The following is a 22,018-nucleotide window of genomic DNA, read 5'->3' as shown; positions in this document are numbered from 1 at the left end:
GCAAATCGTACGACCGCACGCCATATCTTCACGTCGCCTTCCGGACGCGTCCACGCCAGGCCGGTGGCCGGCAGGGGGTCGGAACCGGAGCCCGGAAGGGGGCCCGGGCCGGAACGGGCCGGGGCCCGCGACGCGGAGGTGCGTCGCGGGCCCCGGGGGCGCCGATCGGGTGGGGTCGGCTCAGTACCAGTGGTGCGTCTGCCAGAACGACCACGCGGCGCAGGGGCTGCCGTAGCGGGTGTTCATGTAGTTCAGGCCCCACTTGATCTGGGTGGCAGGGTTGGTGCGCCAGTCGGCGCCCGCGGAGGCCATCTTGGAGCCCGGCAGGGCCTGGACCAGGCCGTAGGCGCCGGAGGAGGCGTTGACGGCCAGCGGGTTCCAGGTGCTCTCGTGGGACACGATGTTGCTGAAGCACTGCAGCTGGCCGGCCGGGACGATCTGGGCGGCGATCTGCTGCGGGGTGCCGGAGTAGGCCGGCGCGCTGTCGAGGCTCGGGCGCTCCTGGGAGCGGGAGGCGGCGGCGTCCGCGTCGGCCTTGGCCTTGGCGTCCGCCTGGGCCTTCGCCTCGGCTTCGGCCTGGGCCTGGGCCTGGGCCTGGGCCTGCGCCTGGGCGGCGGCCTCCGCCGCGGTCCTGGCCTGGGCGTCCTGAGCGCCCTGGGCGGCCTGCTGGTCAGCGGCAGCGGTGTCAGCCTGGGCCTGGTCGGCAGCCGGCTTGCCGTCCACCGAGACGGCGGCCGCGGGGGCGGCGGCGTCGACGGCGTTCCCGGCCTGCGGGATGGCGAGGGCGGCGGTGGCGGCGCTCGCGACCACGAGGGTGGCGATGCCGGTGATCAGGGAGTTGCGGCGGGCATGGCTGAGCTGCATGAAGCGGGCGTTCCTTCTCCGTCGGGGCCCGCGCCGGTGTGCCGGGCACGGGGGCGTCGCGCGGGCTCCGGGTGGGCGGGGCCCGCGCGGCCGTCCGGGACGGCCGTGGCGCCCCGCGGAAGCGGCGGGGCGGGCGGGCTGCGCGGCGGACCGGCTGGACCGGCTGGGCCGCGCTGCCTGGCGACGGGCCATTCTTGGCAGGGCCCGGGACGGGTGGCAAAGCCGGTCGCTACTACGCCGCGTAGTGGCTATGGGGCGGCTGAGGGCGGACCTGCCGGTGAGTTAAAGGGCATTTGCCCGAATTGCACACCTGGAAGATTCGTCGTCTGGCACCGGAGGAACGCCAGGGTGACAGGCGCGGTGGCCTGCGTTCTTCAGGCCGGGCGCGGTCGGACCGAGCCCGGACGGCGCGAGCCGACGGCGGTCGGCGGGGGCGCGCGCCGCGCCCGTCCACTAGCGGGGGTCGTAGATGCCGAATCCCCTGTGGGCGGCCTCACACATCAGGCGGCGCGGCATCGGCGCAGCGTGACCGGACGGTCACCGCTCCGGGGGGTGGGGCGGGCCGGAGACGGCACCGGGCCCGGGAGCCTCCGCAACGGCTCCCGGGCCCGGCGTTCCCGCACGGTGCGGACGGATCAGGATTCCACCGCCACCGCGGCCCGCCGCCGTCGGCCCACCACGGCCGAGGCCACCAGCACGATCGCCGCGGCGACCAGCGACAGGTACATCTGCTTGCGCCCGTCGGCGTCGGTGAACATGTACGCCACCACGAACCCGATCATGCCGATCGCCGTCCAGGTGAGGTACGGGTACAGCCACATCCGTACGGTCAGCCGCTCGGGCATCTCCCGCTCGATGATCCGGCGCATGCGCAGCTGGGAGAAGCAGATCACCAGCCAGACGAAGAGCGCGACGGCGCCGGAGGAGTTGAGCAGGAAGGCGAACACGGTGTCCGGCGAGGTGTAGTTGAAGAAGACGGCGACGAAGCCGAAGACCACCGAGGAGAGGATGGCCACCCGGGGCACGCCGCGCGAGGTCACCGTCGCGAAGACCTTCGGGGCGTCGCCGCGCTGGCCGAGCGAGAAGGCCATCCGGGAGGCCGTGTACATCCCGGAGTTGAGGCAGGAGAGCACCGCGGTCAGCACGATCACGTTCATCACCTGGCCCGCGTGCGCGATGCCCACGTGGTTCAGCACGGCGACGTACGGGCTCTCCTTGACCGCGGCGGAGTCCCACGGCAGCAGGGTGACCACGAGCAGGATCGAGCCCAGGTAGAAGATGCCGATGCGCCAGATCACGCTGTTGGTGGCCTTGGAGACCGCCTTCTCCGGGTCCTCCGACTCGCCGGCCGCCAGGGTGACGATCTCGCTGCCCATGAAGGCGAAGACCACGGTGAGCATGCCGGTGAACACGGCGCCCACCCCGTGCGGCAGGAAGCCGCCGTGGCCGGTCAGGTTCTCGGCGCCGACCGCGTGGGTGCCGGGCATCAGACCGAAGGCGGCGAGGGTGCCGATCACCAGGAACGCGGCGATCGCGACCACCTTGATCCCGGCGAACCAGAACTCGAACTCGCCGTAGGAGGCCACCGAGAAGAGGTTGGTGGCGGTCAGCACCGCCATCACTATCAGCGCCCAGCCCCACTGCGGCACGCCGGGCACCCAGTTGTTGAGGATCTTCGCGCCGGCCGTCGCCTCGACCGCGAGCACCACGACCCAGAAGAACCAGTACAGCCAGCCGATGCTGAACCCGGCCCAGCGGCCCAGCGCGCGGTCCGCGTACGCCGAGAACGAGCCGCTCTGCGGGTCGGCCGCGGCCATCTCGCCGAGCATCCGCATCACCAGCACGACCAGCACGCCGGCCAGGGTGTAGGAGAGCAGGATGCCCGGGCCGGTGGACGCGATGCCCGCGCCGGAACCGACGAACAGACCGGCGCCGATCACGCCGCCGATGGCGATCATCGACAGGTGGCGGTTCTTGAGCCCGGCCTTCAGGTGGCCGTCGCCGTGTCCGTGCGGCCCGGCCTCGTGGGGAGCCGGGTCGGCTGCCGTCGACTTGGTGGTGTTCGCACTCATCAAGGGGTGCCCTGTGCCTTTCCAGCGCGGCGACCCTCGGCTCGTCGCGCCACAGGGTGGGGGGACAGACCCGCGCATTGCGGTGCAACCTAACTTCTACGCCCGGGTATCGGAACAAGCCTTTGATAACTGTTCGCTCACCGGACGTAAAAGGCCAGGTCACAGGGGGTGGGCCGACGCGAACCGGGGCGCCGGAAAGCTCAGATCTGACGCATCGTCAGCCCGGAGGGGGTCGGAGCTCCCGCAGGCCGAGCACGACGATCCCGGGCTCCCGCCCCGGCGGGCGGCCGGTGAGCCGGGCGGCCAGGATCCGCGGGATGTCGCTCTCCCGCGAGTACCCGGGCACCACCGTGACCTCGTCCTCGCGCACCTCCCCGAAGGCCCGGTAGGTCACCCGGTACGTCGTGCGGTCCGGTGGTGGGACGTGGCCGGGTCGCTGTGTGACGGTCATCCGCATCGACCTCCTCGGCTCATTGTCGGCCCGTCGTCGGCCCGGTGCCGTCCGGTCGTCGTCCCGTCGTCGGCGCGGTGTGGCCGATCAGGGCAAATCCGGGCACAGTGGGATTCTCGGGGCATTTCTCGGAGCATCCCCGAGCGTTCTCGGCGCGGTCCGTTCCCGGCGCCGGTCAGGAGCGACCCCATGCAGACCACCTGGAAGGGGACGATCAGCTTCGGGCTGGTCAGCATCCCCGTCCACCTCTACTCCGCGACCCAGGAGCACGACGTCCCGCTGCACCAGGTGCACGCCAAGGACGGCGGCCGGGTGCGGATGAAGCGGTACTGCGAGCGGGAGGAGAAGGAAGTCCCGTACGCGGAGATCGCCAAGGGCTACGAGTCCCCCGACGGGCGGACCGTCACGCTCAGCGACGGAGACCTCGCCGACCTGCCGCTGCCCAGCAAGAAGATCATCGACGTGCTCGCCTTCGTCGACGAGAGCGAGATCGACCCGCTGATGTTCTCCAAGGCCTACTACGTGGGCGTCGCCGACAAGGCTGCCGCCAAGCCGTACGCGCTGCTGCGCGACGCGCTCACCGAGTCCGGGCAGATCGCCGTCACCAAGATCGCGCTGCGCACCCGGGAGTCGCCAGCGGTGCTGCGGGTGCACGACAACACGCTGGTGCTGCAGACCTGCATCTGGCCCGACGAGGTCCGCCCGGCGGCCGGGATCGCGCCCGAGGACGACGTCACCGTCCGGCCGCAGGAGCTCAAGATGGCGCGGTCGCTGATGGACACCCTCTCCGAGGACTTCGACCTGTCCCAGCTGCACGACGACTACCAGCAGGCGCTGCAGCAGGTGATCACCGCGCGGCTGGAGGGCGTCGAGATCCCGCACGAGGAGGAGTCCGGCGAGGCGCCGGACAACGTCATCGACCTGATGGAGGCGCTGCGCAGCAGCCTCAAGCAGGCCAAGGGCGGGCGGGGGCCGGGAGGCGCGGCGAAGGACGAGGCGGAGCCGGAGGAGGATTCGGAGGAGGAGCCCGCGCCGCGCAAGCGCGCCCCGGCGAAGAAGAGCACCGCGACCGCCAAGAAGACCGCGTCGAAGGCCGGTTCCAAGGCTGACTCCAAGGCTGACTCGAAGACCGACTCCAAGACTGACTCGAAGACTGCTTCGAAGACCTCGTCGGCGAAGAAGACCACCACTCGGAAGTCCGCGGCTCCGCGCAAGGCCTCCTGACCCCTCCCAGGGCCAGGCTTTCCTCTCCCGTCCAGCATTGGAGGCGACCCCGATGGACCTGCTGACCTACAAGGAACTCGAAACCGGCCCCGACGCCCCGAGCGACCCGAGCCTCGGGCACCGGGCCTGGAGCTGGCTGCTCACCCTCAGCCCGACGGTCGTGACGTTCATGATCGCGCTCTCGGTCGGCCTCGGCATGATCGCCACCCAGGTGAACCTGCTGCCGATGCTGGTGGTGATGGCGATCTTCTGGGGCCTGACGGTCCTCGCCATGGTCGGGGTGATCGCCCGCTGGATGACCCCCGGCCGGGGCAGGCACCGGATGGCGGCCTGACCCCGGCGGAGGTGAGCGACGGGCCGGGAGTGCTCAGCCGATCCACACCGTGGTGACGTTGCAGAACTCCCGGATCCCGTGCCCGGACAGCTCCCGCCCGAAGCCGGAGCGCTTGACGCCGCCGAAGGGCAGCGCCGGGTGGGAGGCGGTCATCCCGTTGAAGAACACGCCGCCCGCCTGGATGTCGCGCACGAAGCGCTCCTGCTCGCCCTCGTCCGTGGTCCACACGTTGGCGCTGAGGCCGAACGGGGTGTCGTTGGCGAGAGCCACCGCCTCGTCCAGGTCGGCGACCCGGTAGACGGTGGCGACCGGGCCGAAGGTCTCCTCCTGGTGGATCCGCATCGCCGGAGTGATGCCGGTCAGCACCGTCGGCTCGTAGAACCAGCCGGTGTCCCAGCCCTCAGGGCGCCCGCCGCCGCACTCCACCCGGGCGCCGTGGGTGCGGGCGTCCTCGACGAGCTCCTCCAGGTCGTCCCGGCCCTGGCGGCTGGCCAGCGGGCCGACATCGGTGGCGTCGTCCATCGGGTCGCCGACCCGCAGCGCGCTCATCGCCTCGGTGAAGCCGGCGGTGAAGCGGTCGTAGACGTCGGCGTGCACGATGAAGCGCTTGGCGGCGATGCAGGACTGGCCGTTGTTCTGCACCCGCGCGCGGACGGCGGTGCGCACCGCCGCGTCCAGGTCGGCGCTCGGCAGCACGACGTACGGGTCGCTGCCGCCCAGCTCCAGCACGGCCTTCTTGACCTCGTCCGCCGCGGTGGACGCGACCGCCCGTCCGGCCGGCTCGCTGCCGGTGAGGGTGACCGCGGCGACCCGGCGGTCCCGGATCACGTCCTCGACCGCGCCCGAGCCGATCAGCAGGGTCTGGAAGCAGCCCTCCGGGAAGCCGGCCCGCCGGAACAGGTCCTCGAGCGCCATCGCCGTGCGCGGCACGTTGGACGCGTGCTTGAGCAGGCCGACGTTGCCCGCCATCAGGGCCGGCGCGGCGAACCGGATCACCTGCCAGAACGGGAAGTTCCACGGCATCACGGCCAGTACCGGCCCGAGCGGGCGGTAGCGGACGTAGGCGCGGGCGGCGCCGGAGTCGGAGACGTCGTCCGGCGCCGGGTACTCGTCGGCGAGCAGTTCCTCGGCGTGGTCCGCGTACCAGCGCATCGCCTTCGCGCACTTGGCGGCCTCGGCCCGGGCGGCGGCCAGCGGCTTGCCCATCTCCTCGGTCATGGTGCGGGCGACCGCCTCCAGGCCCTCGTCCAGCAGGTCGGCGGCGCGGCGCATCAGCCCGGCGCGGGTGGCGAGCGGGGTGGTGCGGTAGCTGTGGAAGGCGGCGTCGGCGCGGGCCAGCCGCTGCTCGATGCCGTCCGCGTCGAGCGGTTCGAAGGTCTCCAGGGTCTCGCCGGTCGCGGGATTGACGCTGGCGATGGGCATGCGGGGCTCCCGAGGGGGTCTTGGGTCCGGTGCGTCTGCCCTCACACCCTCCCCGACGGCCCGGCCCCGGGCACGCCACCGCTGTCCGGCGTGTCCCGCCGGACAGCGGTGCCCGCGTCAGTCACGTCGGCTCCGTCACTCCGGCAGTGACTCCACCCGGGCCGCCGCCTCCCGGGCCCGGGCGCCGGCCCTGGTCCGCCCGGCGGTCACCTGACGGGTGGGGAAGCGGTGCAGGTATTCGGCCTCCAGTTGACCGGTTCGCAGCGTGTGCCGCTTCAACGCCTCCTCCGAGCCGTACAGGAACGTCTCGTGGCGCGTGCGGTGCAGCTGCTCCAGTTCGTGCAGGAGCGTGTCGTTGCCCAGAGCGTGCGGGGAGATGCCCTCGGGCCGGATGTGTGTGGCGTCGGCATGCCGCATCTCGGTACCTCCTCGGCGGATCCCCCTGCTATCCGGGTGCCCGGTGTCCGGCGGCGGTACACCCCGTTCGGGCGAGGAGGCATTGGACAAGGGAGGTTGTGAAAGAACTGTCGTACAAGAGCTCTTGTTGATATTCTTCCGCCATGGACGACACGACGAGCCGCAGGGCCGACACCACGGACCGTCCGCGCGGCGCCCGGGAGATCCAGGACTCCCGGGTGCTCGCCGCCCTCACCCATGCGCTGCGCCGCCGGCTGCTCGACCTGCTCAAGGTCGAGGGCCCGGCCACGGTCGGGAAGCTCGCCGGGCGCACCGAGCAGGCCGTCGGCAACGTCAGCCACCACCTGAAGGTGCTGGCCGAAAGCGGACTGATCGAGGAGGCGCCCGAGCTCGCCCGGGACCGGCGGGAGCACTGGTGGCGGCTGGCCGATCGCGAACTCAGCTGGACCAGGGCCGACTTCGACGGCGACCCGGTCACCGAGGCGGTCGCGGACGCGGCCGGATCGATCCTGCTGGAACGCCAGGTCGAGCTGGTCCGTGAGTGGTCCGCGCGGCGCGTCGGGTACGGGCCCGACTGGCGGGACGGCTGCTCGGTGGCCACCCAGACCTGGCTGCGGCTGACCCCCGAGGAGGCCCGGGAGCTGGCGGCGGACCTGCACGAGGTGATCCAGAAGTGGGCGCACCGGCCGGTGCCCGAGGACGGGCGGGACCGCGAGACCGTCCTCGCCTTCGCCCACAGCGTCCCGGCCAAGCCGTGACCGCCACTCTCGCCCGGTCGCCCGAAAGTCCCGAAGTCCGGCCCCGCTGGGGCCTGTTCGCCCAACGGGACTTCCGGCTGCTGTGGGCGGGGCAGACCGTCAGCCGGCTGGGCAGCAGCGTCACCACCGTCGCGCTGCCGCTCGTCGCGGTGCTCGCCCTGGACGCCGGGCCGCTCGCCGGCGGCCTGCTGACCAGTGCGATCTGGCTGCCGTGGCTGCTGTTCGGCCTGCCGGCCGGGGTGTGGGTCGGGCGGGTGCCCCGGCGGGCCGTGATGATCGGCTGCAACCTCGGCTCCGCCGTGCTGTTCGCGAGCGTGCCGCTGGCGGCCCGGCTCGGCGCGCTCACCCTCGCGCAACTGCTGGCCGTGGCCTTCCTCAGCGGGGTCTGCTCGGTGTTCTTCGACGCCGCCGACCAGGCGTACCTGCCCGAGCTGGTGGCGGCGGACGACCTGATCGAGGGCAACGCGAAACTGTCGGGCGGCGGCTCGGCGGCCGAGGTCGCCGGGCGCGGCCTGGCCGGTATGACCGTCCAACTCGTCGGCGCGGCAGCCGGATTGCTCATAGACGCGGTGAGCTTCCTGATCGCGGCCGGCGCCCTGCTGCGGATCCGCGCCCGGCCGGAGCCGACGCCCCTGGAGCAGACGGCCGCGCGCGAGCAGGCCGACACGCGCGGGCAGGCGGCCGTGCGCGGGCAGATCCGGGAGGGTCTGGCCTTCCTGCTGCGCGACCCGTACCTGCGCGCCTTCCTGTGCTTCGGCGCGGCCGCGAACTTCGCGCTCATGGGCTACCAGTCGATCCTCGCGCTGTTCCTGGTCCGGGAGGCCGGGATCGCCCCGGGCTGGGTCGGCGCCCTCGCCTCCGCCGCCGCGGTCGGCGGCGTGCTCGGTGCGCTGGCGGCCCGCCCGCTGTGCCGCCGGTTCGGGACGGCGCGCGGGGTACGGATCGTGCTGCTCGCCGTCGTGCCGTTCGGGCTGCTGATGCCGCTGGCCGGGCCGGGCGCCGGGACGGCGCTGTACGTGGTCGGGTCGCTCGCCGTCGTCGCGGCGGTGGTGCTCTGCAACATCGTGCTCGGCAGCTTCCGGCAGTCCTACACCCCGCCCGGACTGCTCACCCGGGTGACGGCGGGCTCGATGTTCGCCGTCCACGCCACCATTCCGCTCGGCGCCCTGACCGGCGGCGCACTGGGCGCGGTGATCGGTCTGCGGGCGACGATGTGGGTGATGACCGGTCTGCTCACGCTGTCCGGCACGCTGCCGCTGTTCTCGCCGTTGCGCACCCTCCGGGACCTGCCCACGGCACCCCGGGGATCGGCAAGATCGTAGGATGAATCCTTCCGTACCGTACCTCCCGGTTCCTCCCGCTACCGCTCGGACAGATCGCACATGCCGCTTCCCAAGGCCGAACTCCACCTCCACATCGAAGGCACCCTGGAGCCCGAACTCGCCTTCGAACTCGCCGCCCGCAACGGGGTCTCGCTGCCCTACGCCGACACCGAGGAACTGCGCACCGCGTACTCCTTCAGTGACCTGCAGTCCTTCCTGGACCTCTACTACGCCCTGATGGCCGTGCTGCGCACCGAGGACGACTTCGCCGACCTCGCCGACGCCTACCTGGCACGCGCCGCCGACCAGGGCGTCCGGCACGCCGAGATCTTCTTCGACCCGCAGGCGCACACCGCGCGCGGAGTGCCGCTGAACGTCGTGGTGGACGGGCTGACCCGGGCGCTGTCGCGCAGCGAGGAGCGGTACGGCATCAGCACCCAGCTGATCATGTGCTTCCTGCGGGACGAGACGGCCGAGTCCGCGCTGGAGACCTTCGAGGCCGCCCGCCCGTACTTCGACCGGATCGCGGGCATCGGCCTGGACTCGGCCGAGGTCGGCAACCCGCCGGCGAAGTTCCGCGAGGTGTACCGGCGGGCCGCCGAGGCCGGGCTGCGGCGGGTCGCCCACGCGGGCGAGGAGGGCCCGCCGTCGTACATCACCGAGGCGCTGGACGTCCTCGGCGTGGAGCGGATCGACCACGGGCTGCGGTGCCTGGAGGACGGCGAACTGGTCGCCCGCCTGGTCCGCGAGCAGGTCCCGCTGACCCTCTGCCCGCTCTCCAACGTCCGCCTGCGCTGCATCGACACGCTCGCCGACCACCCGCTGCGCGAGATGCTGGACGCCGGGCTGCTGGTCACCGTCAACTCCGACGACCCGGCGTACTTCGGCGGCTACGTGGAGGACAACTTCCGCGCCGTCCACGCGGCCCTCGGCCTCGACCAGGAGACCCTGCGCCTCCTGGCCGCCAACTCCTTCCGCGCCTCGTTCATCAGCGAGCAGCGCCGGGCCGAACTCCTGGCGGAGGTCGAGGCGTTCGCCTTCTGACCGGCAGACCCGCGGGACGCCGGCAGATTCGCGGGCACGCGCGCGGACATGCGTGCGGACATGCGCGCCGGGCGGTCCGTCACCCGTCGAGGGGTGACGGACCGCCGCGTGCGTAGTGGAGCAGCGTCACGCCGTTCGTGAAGCGGTGGATCCTCTTCACGGTGAGGGGGACGGGGTGGTCGGTCGGGCGGAAGAGGAGGGTGCCGCGGCCGAGGACGACGGGGTGGACGAGGAGGTGGAACTCGTCGATCAGGTCCTGGGCGAGGAAGGACGCGGCCAGGTCCGCGCCGCCGAGGGCGAGGTCTCCGCCGGGCCCGTCGGCGAGGGCGGCGACCGACGCGGGGGTGACCTCGCGGACGACGCCGGTGCTCCAGTCGGCGTGGTCGAGGGTGCGGGAGAAGACGGTCTTCGGCATCGCGCGCCAGATGCCGGCGAACTCCACGACCGTCGGGGCTGCGGCCGGGTCCTGGTCGGCGGTGGGCCAGTACGCGGCCATCAGTTCGTGGGTGCGCCGGCCGGAGAGGAATCCACCCATTCGGGCGAGCTCGCGGTTGATGGCGGAGTGCACTTCGTCGTCGACGAGGTTCCAGCCGAGGTCGTGGTCCGGGCCCTCGAAGTAGCCGTCCAGGGACACGGACATGAAGAGGACGATCCTGCGTCGCATCGACGACCTCACCGGAGAGGGGCCGCCGCCCCCGGTATCGGGCGGGGGCGGCGGACGGGGATCAGATCAGGGTGCTCCAGTAGTACCAGAACCGGTTGAGGACCAACAGCGCGACGACCGCGTACCCCAGGGCCGGGACGACCCAGTGGTAGCGGGCCACCTCCCGGACGACCACCCGCAGGCGCGGGCCCACCGGGATCACGCAGGAGCGCAGGTTGTGCAGCGTGGTGTACCAGAACAGCGGGATCACCGTGGCCCACACCACCATGCAGTACGGGCAGAGCGCGCCGATCCGGTAGAGCGCCTGGTACATCAGCCAGCTCACGAAGCCGATCCCGAAGACCGTCCCGGCCTGCAGGCCGAGCCAGAACCAGCGCCGGTACGAAGCCCCGGCGAGCAGCCCGGCGCCGACCGCGACGACCACCCCGAAGGCGACCAGCCCGATCAGCGAGTTGGGGAAGCCGAAGGCCTCCGCCTGGTCGCTGCGCATGATCGAGCCACAGCTGATGATCGGATTGATGTTGCAGCTGGGGACGTACGACGGGTCCTTCAACAGCCGGAGCTTGTCCAGCGTGAGGACCGCCGAGGCGAACAGGCCGACCGCGCCGCCGATCAGCAGCAGCCAGGCGAACGGGCGGCTCGCGCCGTGGGTCCGCGCGGCCGGGCCGGCGGCCGTCACCCGGTCACCTGCTTGACCATCGCGGTGAACTGCTCGGGCGAGACGGCCTTGCCGTTGGAGAGGACGTCCAGCTTCCTGCCGTCCAGCTTGACGGTCGGGGTGCCGGTCACGTCGCTCTTCCCGAACTCCTCGTCGACCTTGGCCGCCCACGGCGCGTAGGTGCCGTTCTGGACGGCCTTGACGAAGGCGTCGGTCTTCAGACCGGGCACCTGGCCGGCCAGGTCCAGCAGGTGGTTGACGTCGCCGAAGGCGTCGCTGCGCTCGTCGGGCTGGTTGGCGTACAGCACGTCGTGGAACTGCTTGAACTTGTCCACGCCCTCGTTCAGCGCGGCGCCGGCCGCGGCCAGCGCGGTGCGCGAACCCCTGCCGCCCAGGTTCTTGTCCAGGAACGTCGCCAGGTGGTACTCGATCTTGTACGTGCCGCCGTCGGCGAGCTGCTGGACGGCCGTGCCGGTGGTGGTCTCCAGCTGCTCGCAGAACGGGCAGCGGAAGTCCTCGAAGACCTCCAGGGTGTGCGGGGCGTCGCCCTTGCCGTAGGTGACCACCGTGCCGCCGCCGCTCGCGTTGGCCGGAACGACCAGCGGGCCGCTCGCGGCGGCGCCCGAGCCGGAACCGGACGAGCCGCCGACGGCGAAGGCCACGCCCGCGGCGAGGGCGAGCACGGCGGCGGAGGCGGCGCCGACCACGATCCGGCGGCGGATCCGGTCGGAGCGCTGGGCCTGGGCCCGGGCGGTGCGCATGCGCTCGGTGGCGGAGGCCTGGTCGGTCTTGCGGGTGTTGCTCATGGGGTGTCGTCCTGTGCTCTCGAACGTGCGGAAGGCAGGCGCGGCCCGGGGGACGGGGCCTGCGCGGGCAGGGAGAGGACCGGGCTGGCCGACGGGGCGCAGGCGCGGGTGGCGCGGGCGGCGAGGGGCTCAGACGGCCGGGGCGAACACCGGCGGACCGCGCCGGACAGCCGGACGGACGACGACGTCCTCGGCGGGGACCAGCACTCGACTGGCCCGGGGGAACGGCACCCGCACCACCGGGCGGGCCGGGACGGGTGCGGCGAGCAGCAGCAGCCAGCGGGCCGCGGCCGGGAGGTGGCGGTGCAGGAACTCGCCCAGCGTCCGGACGGCCCGGGCGAGGCCCGCCAGCGCGGCGTCCGCCCGGTGCAGCCAGTACGCGCCGACCAGCGCGATCACCGCGTGCAGCAGGGCGAGCAGCAGCACACCGGTCTGCTGGGAGACACCGTGGCCGAGCAGGAAACCGCCGAGCGAACCGCCGCCGCACAGCAGCGGCTGGAGACCGTGCCCGGCGCCGGGCGGCAGGGACGGGCAGGCGGACTGGGCGACGTCGAACAGCGCGCCGGCGCCCAGCTGCAGCGGCAGGAACACCGCGGCGATCGCCGGGTACCCGTGCTCGCGGCCGGCGAGCATGAAGGCCGCCGCGAACACGGCGGCCGACGCCAGGAGCATCGTGCCGACCGGCAGTGTGCGGCCGGTGACCAGCACCTGGCCGAGCCCGGCGAGCAGCACGACCAGCGCGGCGAAGACCGCCGCGCGGAGCGTCCTGGTGACCGGGCCGATGTCCATGGCATCCGAGTCTGCCACAGGTTGAAAGTGGAACGGTCGGGTCGGCGGGGCGCTGTGAACAGCCTCACCACCCGCGCTGAGCTGGTCTTATCCGCTCCTTATCGGTCGGCTTCGCCCGCCGGTGGGTGGTGGTCGGCCGCGCTCACCCGGGCCTCGACCAGCTCCCGGAAGTGCTGCAGGTCCTCGCGGACCGTCCGCTCGATCGCCCCGGCCTGGGCGAAGCCACGCGGCCCGCCGAACACCTGGTGCACGGCGTCCGGGTCGTATTCCACCCGGATCTGCAGCCGGGTGTGCCGGGCGTCGAGCGGCAGCAGCGCGAAAGCACCGCTCAGCCGGAGGGAGTCCAACGTCCGCCAGGCCATCACCCGCCCCCGGCCCCGGTCGGTGATCTCGGTGTCGACCGAGCGCTCGGTGCCGTCGACCTCCACCCCGAGGTGGGCGAGGTTGCGCCCGTGCGGCTGGGCGCTGCGCACGCCGTCGACGAATTGGGGGTACTCGTGCACGCGGTGAAGCTGCTCCCAGGCGGCGAGGACGGGGGCGGTGATGTCGATCTGTTCCTCAAGGGTGCTCATGGCGGGGCGGCACCTCCTCCGTTCCAGCCTGCGCTTCGGGGTGGGGGTGGGCAAAGGGGCGGCAGGCGGCCGGCGGCGGGGTGGGGGAGACTGGGCGCATGCCGGAGCTGCCCGAGGTCGAGGCGTTGAGCGCCTTCCTGTCCGAGCGGCTGACCGGGCGCGTGATCGCCCGCGTGCAGCCGGTGGCGATCAGCGCACTGAAGACGTACGACCCGCCGGTGACGGCGCTGGAAGGGCGCACGGTCGGCCCGGTGACCAGGCGCGGCAAGTTCCTGGACATCGAGGCCGACGGGCTGCACCTGGTGGTGCACCTGGCCCGGGCCGGCTGGCTGCGCTGGAAGGACAGCCTGCCCACCGAGCCGCCGCGCCCCGGCCCGAAGAACCCGCTGGCACTGCGGCTGCGCCTGGACGGCGAGGCCGGAGACGGCTTCGACCTCACCGAGGCCGGCACGAAGAAGGGGCTCGCCGTCTATGTGGTGGCGGACCCGGCCGAGGTGCCGGGCGTCGCCAGGCTCGGCCCCGACCCGCTGGACCCGGACTTCGCCCTGGACGACTTCGCCGCCCTGCTGCGGAACGATCGGCGCCGGATCAAGGGCGTGCTCCGGGACCAGAGCGTGCTGGCGGGCGTCGGCAACGCCTACTCGGACGAGGTGCTGCACGTGGCCCGGATGTCGCCGTACAAACTGGCGTCCGGCCTGACCGAGGAGGAGACGGCGCGGCTGTACGACGCACTCGGCAGCACGCTGCGCGACGCGGTGGAGCGCTCGCGCGGGCTGGCGGCGGGGGAGCTGAAGGCGGAGAAGAAGATCGGGCTGCGGGTGCACGGCCGGACCGGTCAGCCCTGTCCGGTCTGCGGGGACACAGTGCGGGAGGTGTCCTTCGCCGACTCCTCGCTGCAGTACTGCCCGACCTGCCAGACCGGCGGCAAGCCGCTGGCGGACCGGCGGATGTCGCGGCTGCTGAAGTGAGGCCGGTCGGAGCGGGGCTGGTGGGAGCGGGGCCAGCTGGAGCCGCGCCCGCCACCGGCCCGGCGGCTCAGTGACGCGGCGGCTCAGCGCTTGATGGCGACACCGCCCCAGTAGTACGCGGCCTTCGGGTCGGCCGGGAGTTCGCCGTCCGGGCGCCAGGCCAGGACCGGGGCGACGCCCGGTTCGACCAGCTCCCAGCCGTCGAAGAACCGGACCACGTCGTCGTAGCCGCGCGGCACCAGGGTCATCCCCCCGGCCCGGGCGGCCTCGGCGACCTTGCCGACGGCCTCCGGGTCGAAGTCCGGGGTGGGGGTGGTCAGGGCGATGCAGCTCCCGGCGGGCAGGGCGTCGCGCAGCGCGGCGACCCGGCCCCACGGGTCGTCCTCGTCGGCGATCAGCATCAGCACGGCGATCATCAGCAGGCCGACCGGCTGGGTGAGGTCGAGGGTGGAGGTGAGCGCCGGGTCGGCGAACAGCTCCTCGGGCTTGCGCAGGTCGGCGTGGATGTAGGTGGTGCGGCTGGCCGGGCTGGAGACCATCAGGGCGCGGGCGTGGGCGAGCACGATCGGGTCGTTGTCGACGTAGACGACCCGGGTGCCGGGGCTGACGGCCTCGGCGATCTCGTGGGTGTTGGGCGAGGTGGGGATGCCGGTGCCGAGGTCGAGGAACTGGCGGATGCCGTGCTCCCGGGCCAGGTGGCGGACGGCCCGGCCCTGGAAGGCGCGGTTGGCCTTGGCCATCTCCTTGATGCTCGGCACGGCCTGCTCGATGGCCTGCCCCATGGCGCGGTCCGGCGGGAAGTTGGTCTTGCCGCCCAGCCAGTAGTCGTACACACGGGCCGAGTGCGGGGTGGTGGTGTCGACGCCGAAACGTTCCCACTGGGTGGGCTCGGTGGCGTCGTCGTCCTGCGGGCCCGGCTGGGGGGAGTCCTGACTTGTCGTCATGGCCACGTCCTCTGATGGCAGATCATCACACTGGCGAAGGCACAGCGTAGCGGTCCGGTCGGGAGGCCGGGCGTCCGGGCGGGGAAGGTCGGCGGGAGGTCGACGGAAGGGTCTGGGAGGCGCGGTGGACGGGCCTGGAAATGCGGTGGGCGACCCTGGAAGCGCGGTGGGCGCACGGTCGGTCTTGGGCCGTCGGAGTGGTGATCGGGTCCGTCGGAGTTGCCGCCGGGGAGTGGCGGTGACGGCCGGGGGAAGCATTCTCCATGCTGTCAGATCGTCAGATTACTTCGCGAAGATTGCTGCTGGTCGCGGCCGGGATGTCCCTGCTGGGGGCGGCCACCGGTTGCCGGAGCCCCTGGAGCGGCGGGGAGGGCGACGTCGAGGCGGGCGTGACCGAAAGCGCCCTCCCGGTGGCGCAGGCCGGGCCCGAGGGCGCGCCGGGCGCCGCGCCGGCCACGTCCGCCGCCGGCGCGGCGACCGCTCCGTCCGCGACGCTCTCGCCGGCGCCGCCGTCCGGTTCCCCCTCGGCCGCCGCCCCCGCAGGCGCCTCCCCCTCGGCCGCCGCGCCGACCGCGGTGCCCGTGCACAAGGTGCTCACCGAGGCGGAGAGCAAGCCGGTGTACGAGCTGGACGCGGCGCGGCGGGTGGTGGCGCTCACCATCGACGACGGGCCGGACCCCCGGTACACCCCCACCGTGCTGACGCTGCTCCAGCAGCACGGGATCCGGGCGACCTTCTTCCTGATCGGCGAGAACGCCGTCGAGCACCCGGAGCTGGTGCGGGAGATCGCCGACCACGGCCACCACATCGCCAACCACACCTGGACCCACCCGGACCTGCGGCACCTGTCCGACACCAAGGTGCGGGACGAACTGGAGCGCACCTCGGACCTGCTGCACCGGACCACCGGCCGGCTGCCCGCCTGGTTCCGCGCGCCGGGCGGGGACTGGTCCCCGGTGTCGCTCAAGGTGGCCGCCGAGCTCGGGATGCGGAACATGGGCTGGTCGGTGGACCCGAGGGACTGGGCCCGGCCGGGGACCTCGGTGATCACCGACCGGATCCTCAAGGACGTCCGGCCCGGGTCGATCGTGCTCAACCACGACGGCGGCGGGGACCGGTCGCAGACGGTGGCCGCGCTGAAGACGTACCTGCCGGTGCTCATCGACTCGGGGTACTTCTTCACGGCCCCGCCGAACTGAGAGCGGTGAGCGCGGTCTCGTGAGCGGCCGCGAGGTCATGGCTTTTCCGTCTAAACCACCCGGACGAGTGGATTGGGAGAACCGTTTCTGCGGATTTTGGGCTTCTAGGGTGATATCGCACCACTTCATACCGGTACCGCCCCGGTGCCATCTGAAAGGCCCTCACTCATGCGTCTCCGCAACACAGTCCTCGCCGTCGCCAGCGCCGCCGCCCTCGTCCTCGCCACCCCGGTCTCCGCGAACGCCGCCACCGGCGACTTCCTCTACAAGGTCGGCAAGGGCATTCCGGCCGGGATGGCCGACCCGGAGAGCGGCAAGTGCGTCAACCTGTTCGGGGCCACCGAGAAGGACCCCGCCTTCGCGCCGGAGAACCTCACCGGCTCGACGGCCACGGTCTTCCTCGACTTCGACTGCGACGGTGACGTCTTCTACGTGATGAACCCCGGCAAGAAGCTCGGCGACCGGCTGAAGCTGCGCTCCGTCGTCTTCTCCTGAGTCCCCTGAGGCCGACGGAACCGTTTCACGCCCGGGGGGCCCGGTGATCGGTGTGACCGATCGCCGGGCCGCTCGCCTGTTGGGGCGCTCGCGGCGTCGGGGCCGGGGGCGCGGCACCCGGCCCGGGGTGGCGAGGGATGGCCACGGGCGGCCCGGGGTGGCCCGGGCGCGGTGGGCGACGTACGTTCGAAGTGTCCGGCCCGTTCGCGGTGCGCCGGTGCGTGTGCGCCCGGAGGCCCGGTCCGTACCGCCCTGGGCGGAGTGAAGGAGGGCGCGGGATGAGCGGCAACGGCTACGCACACCCCGAGACGCTGGTCGGCACCGGATGGCTGGCCCACCACCTGGACGACGGGACGGTCCGGGTCGTCGAGGTGGACGAGGACACCACCGCGTACGACCGGGACCACATCCCCCGCGCGGTCGGCTGGAACTGGACCACCGACCTGCACAGCCGGGTCGGCCGCGACTACGTCGACCGGGAGGGCGTCCAGCACCTGCTGCGGGCGGCCGGGGTCGAGGACGACACCACCGTGGTGCTGTACGGCGGCAACAACAACTGGTTCGCGGCGTACGCCTACTGGCTGCTGCGGCTGCGCGGCTTCGGGCCGGTCCGGCTGCTGGACGGCGGGCGCAAGAAGTGGGAGCTGGAGGGGCGCGAGCTCACCCAGGAGGTGATGGACTACCAGCACACCGCCTACCGGCTGAGCGGGCCCGAGCGGCCGGAGCTGCGGGCGCTGCGGGACGAGGTGCTGGCCAAGGCCGAAGTGTTCGCCAAGCCCGGGGCGGACGCGGTGCTGGTGGACGTCCGCTCGCCCGCCGAGTTCCGGGGTGAGCTGATCGCACCGCCGCACCTGCCGCAGGAGCAGGCGCAGGTGCCCGGGCACATCCCGGGGGCGGTCAACATCCCCTGGTCGCAGACGGCCAACGACGACGGATCGTTCCGCTCGGCGGAGGAGCTGCGGGCGCTGTACGAGGGCAAGGGCGTGGAGGCGGAGCGCGAGGTGATCGCCTACTGCCGGATCGGCGAGCGGTCCGCGCACACCTGGTTCGCGCTCACCGAGTTGCTGGGGTACCCGCACGTCAAGAACTACGACGGCTCGTGGACGGAGTACGGCTCGCTGGTGCGGGCGCCGGTGGTGCTCGGGACCTGAGGGGCGGGGCCTGCGTGGCCTGCGTGATGGGCGTGACGGGTGGGGTGGTGTGACGGCGTCGCGGCACCGTTGCGACGACGTCATTTCGGCGCGTTTCTTTTCATGAACATCTCACAATATGGGAGTGGACCGGGGACCACCGGGACAAGGATCGATCCGACCCATCGTTCCGGTGATCCTGGAGGACCACGTGCGCAAGAGACTGATCGTCTCCGCTGCCAGCGCCCTGAGCCTGTTCCTGGCCGTCCCCGCCTCGGCATCCGACTTCCAACCCGGCGCAGCCGGGGTGGGCGACTCCTACTACCCGACCTACGGCAACGGCGGCTACCGCGTCTCGCACTACGACATCCGGCTGAAGTACCAGCCCGCCACCGACGAACTCGAAGGCACCACCACCATCCTCGCCACGGCGACCCAGGACCTCTCCCGGTTCAACCTCGACTTCGCGCTGAACGTCTCGGAGGTCCGGGTCAACGGGCGGCCCGCGACCTTCACCACCAGCGGCGAGCAGGAGTTGCAGATCACCCCCGCCCGGCCGCTCGCCAAGGGCAGCCAGGCCACCGTGGTGGTCCGTTACAAGGGCGTGCCGTCCACGGTGAAGAAGTACGGCTTCACCGCCTGGCTGCGCACCCCGGACGGTGCGGTGGCGGCCGGCGAGCCCGAGTCGGCGTGGTGGTGGTTCCCGAGCAACGACCACCCGAGCGACAAGGCCACCTTCGACGTCTCGGTGCTGGTGCCGGACGGCAACCAGGTCATCAGCAACGGCATCCTGGCCGGCACCGCCTCCCAGGCCGGCTGGACCCGCTACAGCTGGCGCGAGACCAAGCCCCAGGCGACCTATCTGGCCACCCTCGCGGTCGGCAAGTTCGACGTCACCACGGACACCACGCCCAGCGGACTGCCGGTCTACAACGCGTACAGCAAGGACCTCGGCGACAACGCGGACGCGGCCAAGGCCAGCGTCGAGCGCACCGGCGAACTGGTCGACTGGCTGAGCGGCTACTTCGGCGACTACCCGTTCAGCTCGGTCGGCGGCTACGTCCCCAACGTCACGACCGGCTTCGCGCTGGAGACCCAGACCCGGGTCTTCTACAGCCCCCGGCAGTTCGCGAAGGGCTCCAACACCTCGGTGGTCGTGCACGAGTTGGCCCACCAGTGGTACGGCGACAGCGTCTCGCTCTCGCGCTGGAGCGACATCTGGCTGAACGAAGGCTTCGCCCGGTACGCGCAGTTCCTCTGGTCCGAGCACGAGAACGAGGGCACCGCCCAGGAACTGGCCGACTACGTCTACGCCTCGCACCCGGCCGACGACCCGTTCTGGACCGTCAAGCCGGGCGACCCGGGCGCCGACAACCAGTTCGCGGGCGCCGTGTACGACCGGGGCGCGGTGGCCATCCAGGCGCTGCGCAACGCCGTCGGGGACGAGAAGTTCTTCCGCATCATCAAGGGCTGGCCGACCGAGCGCCGCTACGGCAACGCCACCATCCCGGAGTTCCAGGCGTACGCCGAGAAGGTCTCCGGCCAGAAGCTCGGCGGGCTCTTCGACACCTGGCTGTTCACCGCCGCGAAGCCGGCCGCCGGGCCGGTCCCGGCGGGCGCTCCGGCTGTCGCCTCGCTGGCACCGGGCGCGGGGCAGGCTGATGGGCAGGTGCTGGTGGAGCCGAAGTCCTGGAAGAAGATCCAGGAGACCAACTCCCTGCACGACGCCGGGCACTGACGCCAGGCGCTGAGCACTGATGCCCGGCGCGCACTGAGGTGACGGGCGTGGCCCGGTCGGCCGCTCGCGCGGGAGCGCCGACCGGGCTACGCCACTGCGGAGCCGTCCGCCGCCAGCAGCTCGGTGAGCCGGCGGACGGCGAACGGTATGAGGTCGCGGACCGGGACCAGCCGGCACGGCGCGCTGCCGACCAGCACCTCGCGGATGCCCGACCGCGCCTCGAACTCCCGCCCCACGACCGGGAAGTGGGTGTCGTTGTCATCGCCCACGTCCGGCGCCTCGATCCAGACCCGCTCGCCCTGGATCGCCATCGGGAAGCGGCGGAGCTTGAGGCGGCGGTTGGGCGCGAAGGTCTCCGCGTAGTGCAGGAAGGTGTTGCGGTTGTGCCCGACACCGATCAGCAGGACGTACCCGCCGAGGTCGTGCAGCGCGCCGAACGGCGACTCGCGGCCCACGGCGAAGCCGAGCGAGCGGCGGGCGGTGACCTCCTTGGCGTGCGCCCCGACGGCGGCGACCGACACCTGCGGATGCGTACTGCGCAGGCTCTCCGGCAGGGCGCGCAGGGCCTCCGCCACCGCGCCCATGCGGGAGGGGAGCGCGGCGTGGAACAGCGGGACGGCAGACCGGAGTTCGGCGATCTCGGGGGTCGGCGGGCCGGGGTGCCCGGGGGCGGGGTCGCAGACCGTGTCGGTGGTGAAGGTGGGCACCGCGACGGTGCCGGCCGGCCCGACCGCCTCGCGCAGGGCGGCCACCACGGCCGCCGCGCCGCCCTCGACCCGGCCGAGGCTGGCGAGCGAGGAGTGCACGATCAGCGCCATGCCTTCGCGGACGCCGACCCGGCGCCAGCCCTCCACGAGGTCGGTGGTGGTGAGCGAGGTGGTGTCCGGTGTGGCCATGGTGCTCCCTGGCGGTGCTGGTGTCGGTGCCCGGTGCGTCGGCGCCCCGTGCCTGGTGCCGGTGCCGCTGCTGGTGTCGCTGCCGCTGCGCCGGTGATGCGCCGGTGGTGTGGTCCGGTTGGGATCGTTCGGGGCCGACCATAGCGGCTGCCAGTGACAACCGGTCAGGGCAGGGGCACCCTCCGTCAGTCGGCGGCCGGGGCGGGAGTCATCGCGGGGCTGTCCCGGTCAGTACCAGTACCTCCTGCTCGGGTGTGAAGCCGTGGCCGAGCGGTGGTTCGCCGCGGTCGCGGTCCCAGGCGAGCACGTCGGCGGCGGTGACCGCCAGCGGGGTCGCGGGCAGGCCGGCCGCGCGGGCCCGGGCGGGGTCGCGCTGCTGGCCGGGCCAGAGCGGCCGGGCCCGGACCAGTGGGAAGAACGGCGGCGGGGCCGTCTCCGGGGGCACCGGGACGATCTCCACTTCGGCGCCCGCGACCTCGGCGCACGTGGCGATGAGGGCGCCCAGGGTGGTCGGTTCGGCCGGGCCGACGGCGTGGAAGGCGCCCGGGCGGTCGTCCTGGAGCAGCCGGAGCACCAGCCGGGCCAGGTCGCGCGCGTCGACCACCTGGACCGGCTGCTCCGGACGGCCCGGCAGCGCGATCCGCCCGCCGCGCGCCGTCCGGCGCACCCAGTAGGTGAGCCCGCGCTGCTCGTCGTGCGGCCCGGCGACCTTGCCGGGCCGCACGATGGTCGCCCGGCCGCCGTAGCGGGCGGTGACGTCGTCCTCGCAGGCGACCTTGAGCCGGCCGTAGGTCTCCTCGGTGAGCTGCTCGGCCTCGCGCAGCGGCGCGCGGCGCGGGGCGGACTCGTCCGAGCCGGGGGCGAGGCCGTCCCGCCGGTAGACCGCGTGGCTGGAGATGAAGAGGTAGCGGCCGACCCGGTCGCCGAGGGTGGCCATGGCCTGGTCGACCTGGTGGGGCCGGTAGCCGCTGACGTCCACCACGGCGTCCCAGCGGCCGTCGCGCAGGGCGGTGAGGTCACCGGTGTCGCGGTCGCCGACGAGGTGGCGGGCGTCGGGGAAGAGGCCCGGGTTGGTCCGGCCGCGGTTGAACAGGGTGACCTCGGCGCCGCCGCGCAGGGCGTCGTCGACGATCGCACGGCCGACGAAGGAGGTGCCGCCGAGGACGAGGATCCGCATGGGCCCCAGGGTAGGACTCGCCCTCCGCCGATGCGCGGGGTTTCGGGGGTTGCGCGGCCGGCCGGGGGCTTCGG

Annotated in this window: 23 protein-coding genes; 10 read left to right on the top strand and 13 right to left on the bottom strand. The window is 72.7% G+C overall.

Features of this window, described 5'->3' with window-relative positions; all coding sequences use genetic code 11:
• Window positions 1-180 precede the first annotated feature (180 nt).
• The 3 genes from AC0B61_RS24850 to AC0B61_RS24840 all read right to left on the bottom strand — a co-directional run bounded on the left by AC0B61_RS24850 (window position 181) and on the right by AC0B61_RS24840 (window position 3,387).
• A complete protein-coding gene (locus AC0B61_RS24850; protein WP_471742941.1) occupies window positions 181-864 on the bottom strand; it encodes an aggregation-promoting factor C-terminal-like domain-containing protein in 684 nt (227 codons plus the stop codon).
• Between the two features lie 635 nt (window positions 865-1,499).
• Window positions 1,500-2,936, bottom strand: coding sequence for an amino acid permease (locus AC0B61_RS24845; protein ID WP_471742940.1), 1,437 nt, complete (start codon window positions 2,934-2,936; stop codon window positions 1,500-1,502).
• A 217-nt stretch (window positions 2,937-3,153) separates the two neighbouring features.
• Window positions 3,154-3,387, bottom strand: a complete 234-nt coding sequence (locus tag AC0B61_RS24840) for a hypothetical protein (protein WP_471742939.1) — start codon at window positions 3,385-3,387, stop codon at window positions 3,154-3,156.
• Between the two features lie 189 nt (window positions 3,388-3,576).
• On the opposite strand from AC0B61_RS24840, the gene ku reads away from it, so the two are divergent.
• Together ku and AC0B61_RS24830 are read left to right on the top strand one after the other, a co-directional pair.
• Window positions 3,577-4,611, top strand: coding sequence for a non-homologous end joining protein Ku (gene ku, locus AC0B61_RS24835; RefSeq protein ID WP_471742938.1), 1,035 nt, complete (start codon window positions 3,577-3,579; stop codon window positions 4,609-4,611).
• A gap of 52 nt (window positions 4,612-4,663) precedes the next feature.
• A complete protein-coding gene (locus tag AC0B61_RS24830; RefSeq protein WP_471742937.1) occupies window positions 4,664-4,945 on the top strand; it encodes a hypothetical protein in 282 nt (93 codons plus the stop codon).
• 33 nt (window positions 4,946-4,978) lie between these two features.
• On the opposite strand, the gene AC0B61_RS24825 is transcribed toward AC0B61_RS24830, so the two are convergent.
• Both AC0B61_RS24825 and AC0B61_RS24820 read right to left on the bottom strand, forming a co-directional pair.
• Entirely contained in the window at window positions 4,979-6,367 is a 1,389-nt protein-coding gene (locus AC0B61_RS24825; protein ID WP_471742936.1) for an NADP-dependent succinic semialdehyde dehydrogenase, read from the bottom strand.
• Window positions 6,368-6,502: 135 nt separating this feature from the next.
• Entirely contained in the window at window positions 6,503-6,784 is a 282-nt protein-coding gene (locus AC0B61_RS24820; RefSeq protein WP_051711280.1) for a DUF6158 family protein, read from the bottom strand.
• A gap of 143 nt (window positions 6,785-6,927) precedes the next feature.
• On the opposite strand from AC0B61_RS24820, the gene AC0B61_RS24815 reads away from it, so the two are divergent.
• Genes AC0B61_RS24815 through AC0B61_RS24805 form a run of 3 tightly spaced genes read left to right on the top strand, consistent with a single transcriptional unit; the run spans window position 6,928 to window position 9,908 of the window.
• A complete protein-coding gene (locus AC0B61_RS24815; RefSeq protein WP_471742935.1) occupies window positions 6,928-7,542 on the top strand; it encodes an ArsR/SmtB family transcription factor in 615 nt (204 codons plus the stop codon).
• Complete coding sequence (locus AC0B61_RS24810) at window positions 7,539-8,864, top strand: MFS transporter (RefSeq protein WP_471742934.1); 1,326 nt, start codon at window positions 7,539-7,541, stop codon at window positions 8,862-8,864. Before AC0B61_RS24815 ends, AC0B61_RS24810 begins: the two co-directional genes overlap by 4 nt.
• Before the next feature lie 60 nt (window positions 8,865-8,924).
• Window positions 8,925-9,908 (top strand): adenosine deaminase, encoded by a 984-nt coding sequence (locus AC0B61_RS24805; RefSeq protein ID WP_471742933.1) that lies wholly within the window; start codon window positions 8,925-8,927, stop codon window positions 9,906-9,908.
• Window positions 9,909-9,987: 79 nt separating this feature from the next.
• Here the strand turns inward: AC0B61_RS24805 and AC0B61_RS24800 are convergent, their stop codons facing one another.
• The 5 genes from AC0B61_RS24800 to AC0B61_RS24780 form a co-directional block, all read right to left on the bottom strand.
• Window positions 9,988-10,548 (bottom strand): dihydrofolate reductase family protein, encoded by a 561-nt coding sequence (locus tag AC0B61_RS24800; protein ID WP_471742932.1) that lies wholly within the window; start codon window positions 10,546-10,548, stop codon window positions 9,988-9,990.
• A gap of 85 nt (window positions 10,549-10,633) precedes the next feature.
• The gene (locus tag AC0B61_RS24795) at window positions 10,634-11,251 is read right to left on the bottom strand and encodes a vitamin K epoxide reductase family protein (RefSeq protein ID WP_471742931.1); all 618 of its coding nucleotides are present in this window, start codon (window positions 11,249-11,251) and stop codon (window positions 10,634-10,636) included.
• On the bottom strand, window positions 11,248-12,036 hold the full coding sequence (locus AC0B61_RS24790; protein WP_471742930.1) for a DsbA family protein: 789 nt from the start codon (window positions 12,034-12,036) through the stop codon (window positions 11,248-11,250). The genes AC0B61_RS24795 and AC0B61_RS24790 overlap by 4 nt, the downstream gene beginning before the upstream one ends.
• Before the next feature lie 129 nt (window positions 12,037-12,165).
• Window positions 12,166-12,825, bottom strand: a complete 660-nt coding sequence (locus AC0B61_RS24785; protein WP_471742929.1) for a hypothetical protein — start codon at window positions 12,823-12,825, stop codon at window positions 12,166-12,168.
• A gap of 98 nt (window positions 12,826-12,923) precedes the next feature.
• The gene (locus AC0B61_RS24780; protein ID WP_471742928.1) at window positions 12,924-13,397 is read right to left on the bottom strand and encodes an SRPBCC family protein; all 474 of its coding nucleotides are present in this window, start codon (window positions 13,395-13,397) and stop codon (window positions 12,924-12,926) included.
• 98 nt (window positions 13,398-13,495) lie between these two features.
• Here AC0B61_RS24780 and AC0B61_RS24775 point away from each other — a divergent pair, with 98 nt between their 5' ends.
• Window positions 13,496-14,365, top strand: coding sequence for an Fpg/Nei family DNA glycosylase (locus AC0B61_RS24775; RefSeq protein ID WP_471742927.1), 870 nt, complete (start codon window positions 13,496-13,498; stop codon window positions 14,363-14,365).
• An 83-nt stretch (window positions 14,366-14,448) separates the two neighbouring features.
• Here AC0B61_RS24775 and AC0B61_RS24770 read toward each other — a convergent pair whose 3' ends face one another.
• Window positions 14,449-15,309 (bottom strand): SAM-dependent methyltransferase, encoded by an 861-nt coding sequence (locus AC0B61_RS24770; RefSeq protein ID WP_471742926.1) that lies wholly within the window; start codon window positions 15,307-15,309, stop codon window positions 14,449-14,451.
• 263 nt (window positions 15,310-15,572) lie between these two features.
• Here AC0B61_RS24770 and AC0B61_RS24765 point away from each other — a divergent pair, with 263 nt between their 5' ends.
• The 4 genes from AC0B61_RS24765 to AC0B61_RS24750 all read left to right on the top strand — a co-directional run bounded on the left by AC0B61_RS24765 (window position 15,573) and on the right by AC0B61_RS24750 (window position 19,871).
• Window positions 15,573-16,508: a polysaccharide deacetylase family protein gene (locus AC0B61_RS24765; protein ID WP_471742925.1), complete on the top strand. Its 936-nt coding sequence runs from the start codon at window positions 15,573-15,575 to the stop codon at window positions 16,506-16,508.
• A 168-nt stretch (window positions 16,509-16,676) separates the two neighbouring features.
• Entirely contained in the window at window positions 16,677-17,003 is a 327-nt protein-coding gene (locus AC0B61_RS24760; RefSeq protein ID WP_471742924.1) for a hypothetical protein, read from the top strand.
• A 278-nt stretch (window positions 17,004-17,281) separates the two neighbouring features.
• Window positions 17,282-18,154, top strand: coding sequence for a sulfurtransferase (locus AC0B61_RS24755; RefSeq protein ID WP_471742923.1), 873 nt, complete (start codon window positions 17,282-17,284; stop codon window positions 18,152-18,154).
• A gap of 190 nt (window positions 18,155-18,344) precedes the next feature.
• The gene (locus AC0B61_RS24750) at window positions 18,345-19,871 is read left to right on the top strand and encodes a M1 family metallopeptidase (RefSeq protein ID WP_471742922.1); all 1,527 of its coding nucleotides are present in this window, start codon (window positions 18,345-18,347) and stop codon (window positions 19,869-19,871) included.
• 86 nt (window positions 19,872-19,957) lie between these two features.
• On the opposite strand, the gene AC0B61_RS24745 is transcribed toward AC0B61_RS24750, so the two are convergent.
• On the bottom strand, window positions 19,958-20,767 hold the full coding sequence (locus AC0B61_RS24745) for an AAC(3) family N-acetyltransferase (RefSeq protein WP_471742921.1): 810 nt from the start codon (window positions 20,765-20,767) through the stop codon (window positions 19,958-19,960).
• A 208-nt stretch (window positions 20,768-20,975) separates the two neighbouring features.
• Window positions 20,976-21,944, bottom strand: a complete 969-nt coding sequence (locus tag AC0B61_RS24740) for an NAD-dependent epimerase/dehydratase family protein (protein ID WP_471742920.1) — start codon at window positions 21,942-21,944, stop codon at window positions 20,976-20,978.
• Window positions 21,945-22,018: the final 74 nt, after the last annotated feature.

It is taken from the genome of Kitasatospora sp. NPDC023385, assembly GCF_055664045.1.
Note: the sequence above shows the minus strand (reverse complement) of the source record. Positions and strands in the feature narration are given on the sequence as shown.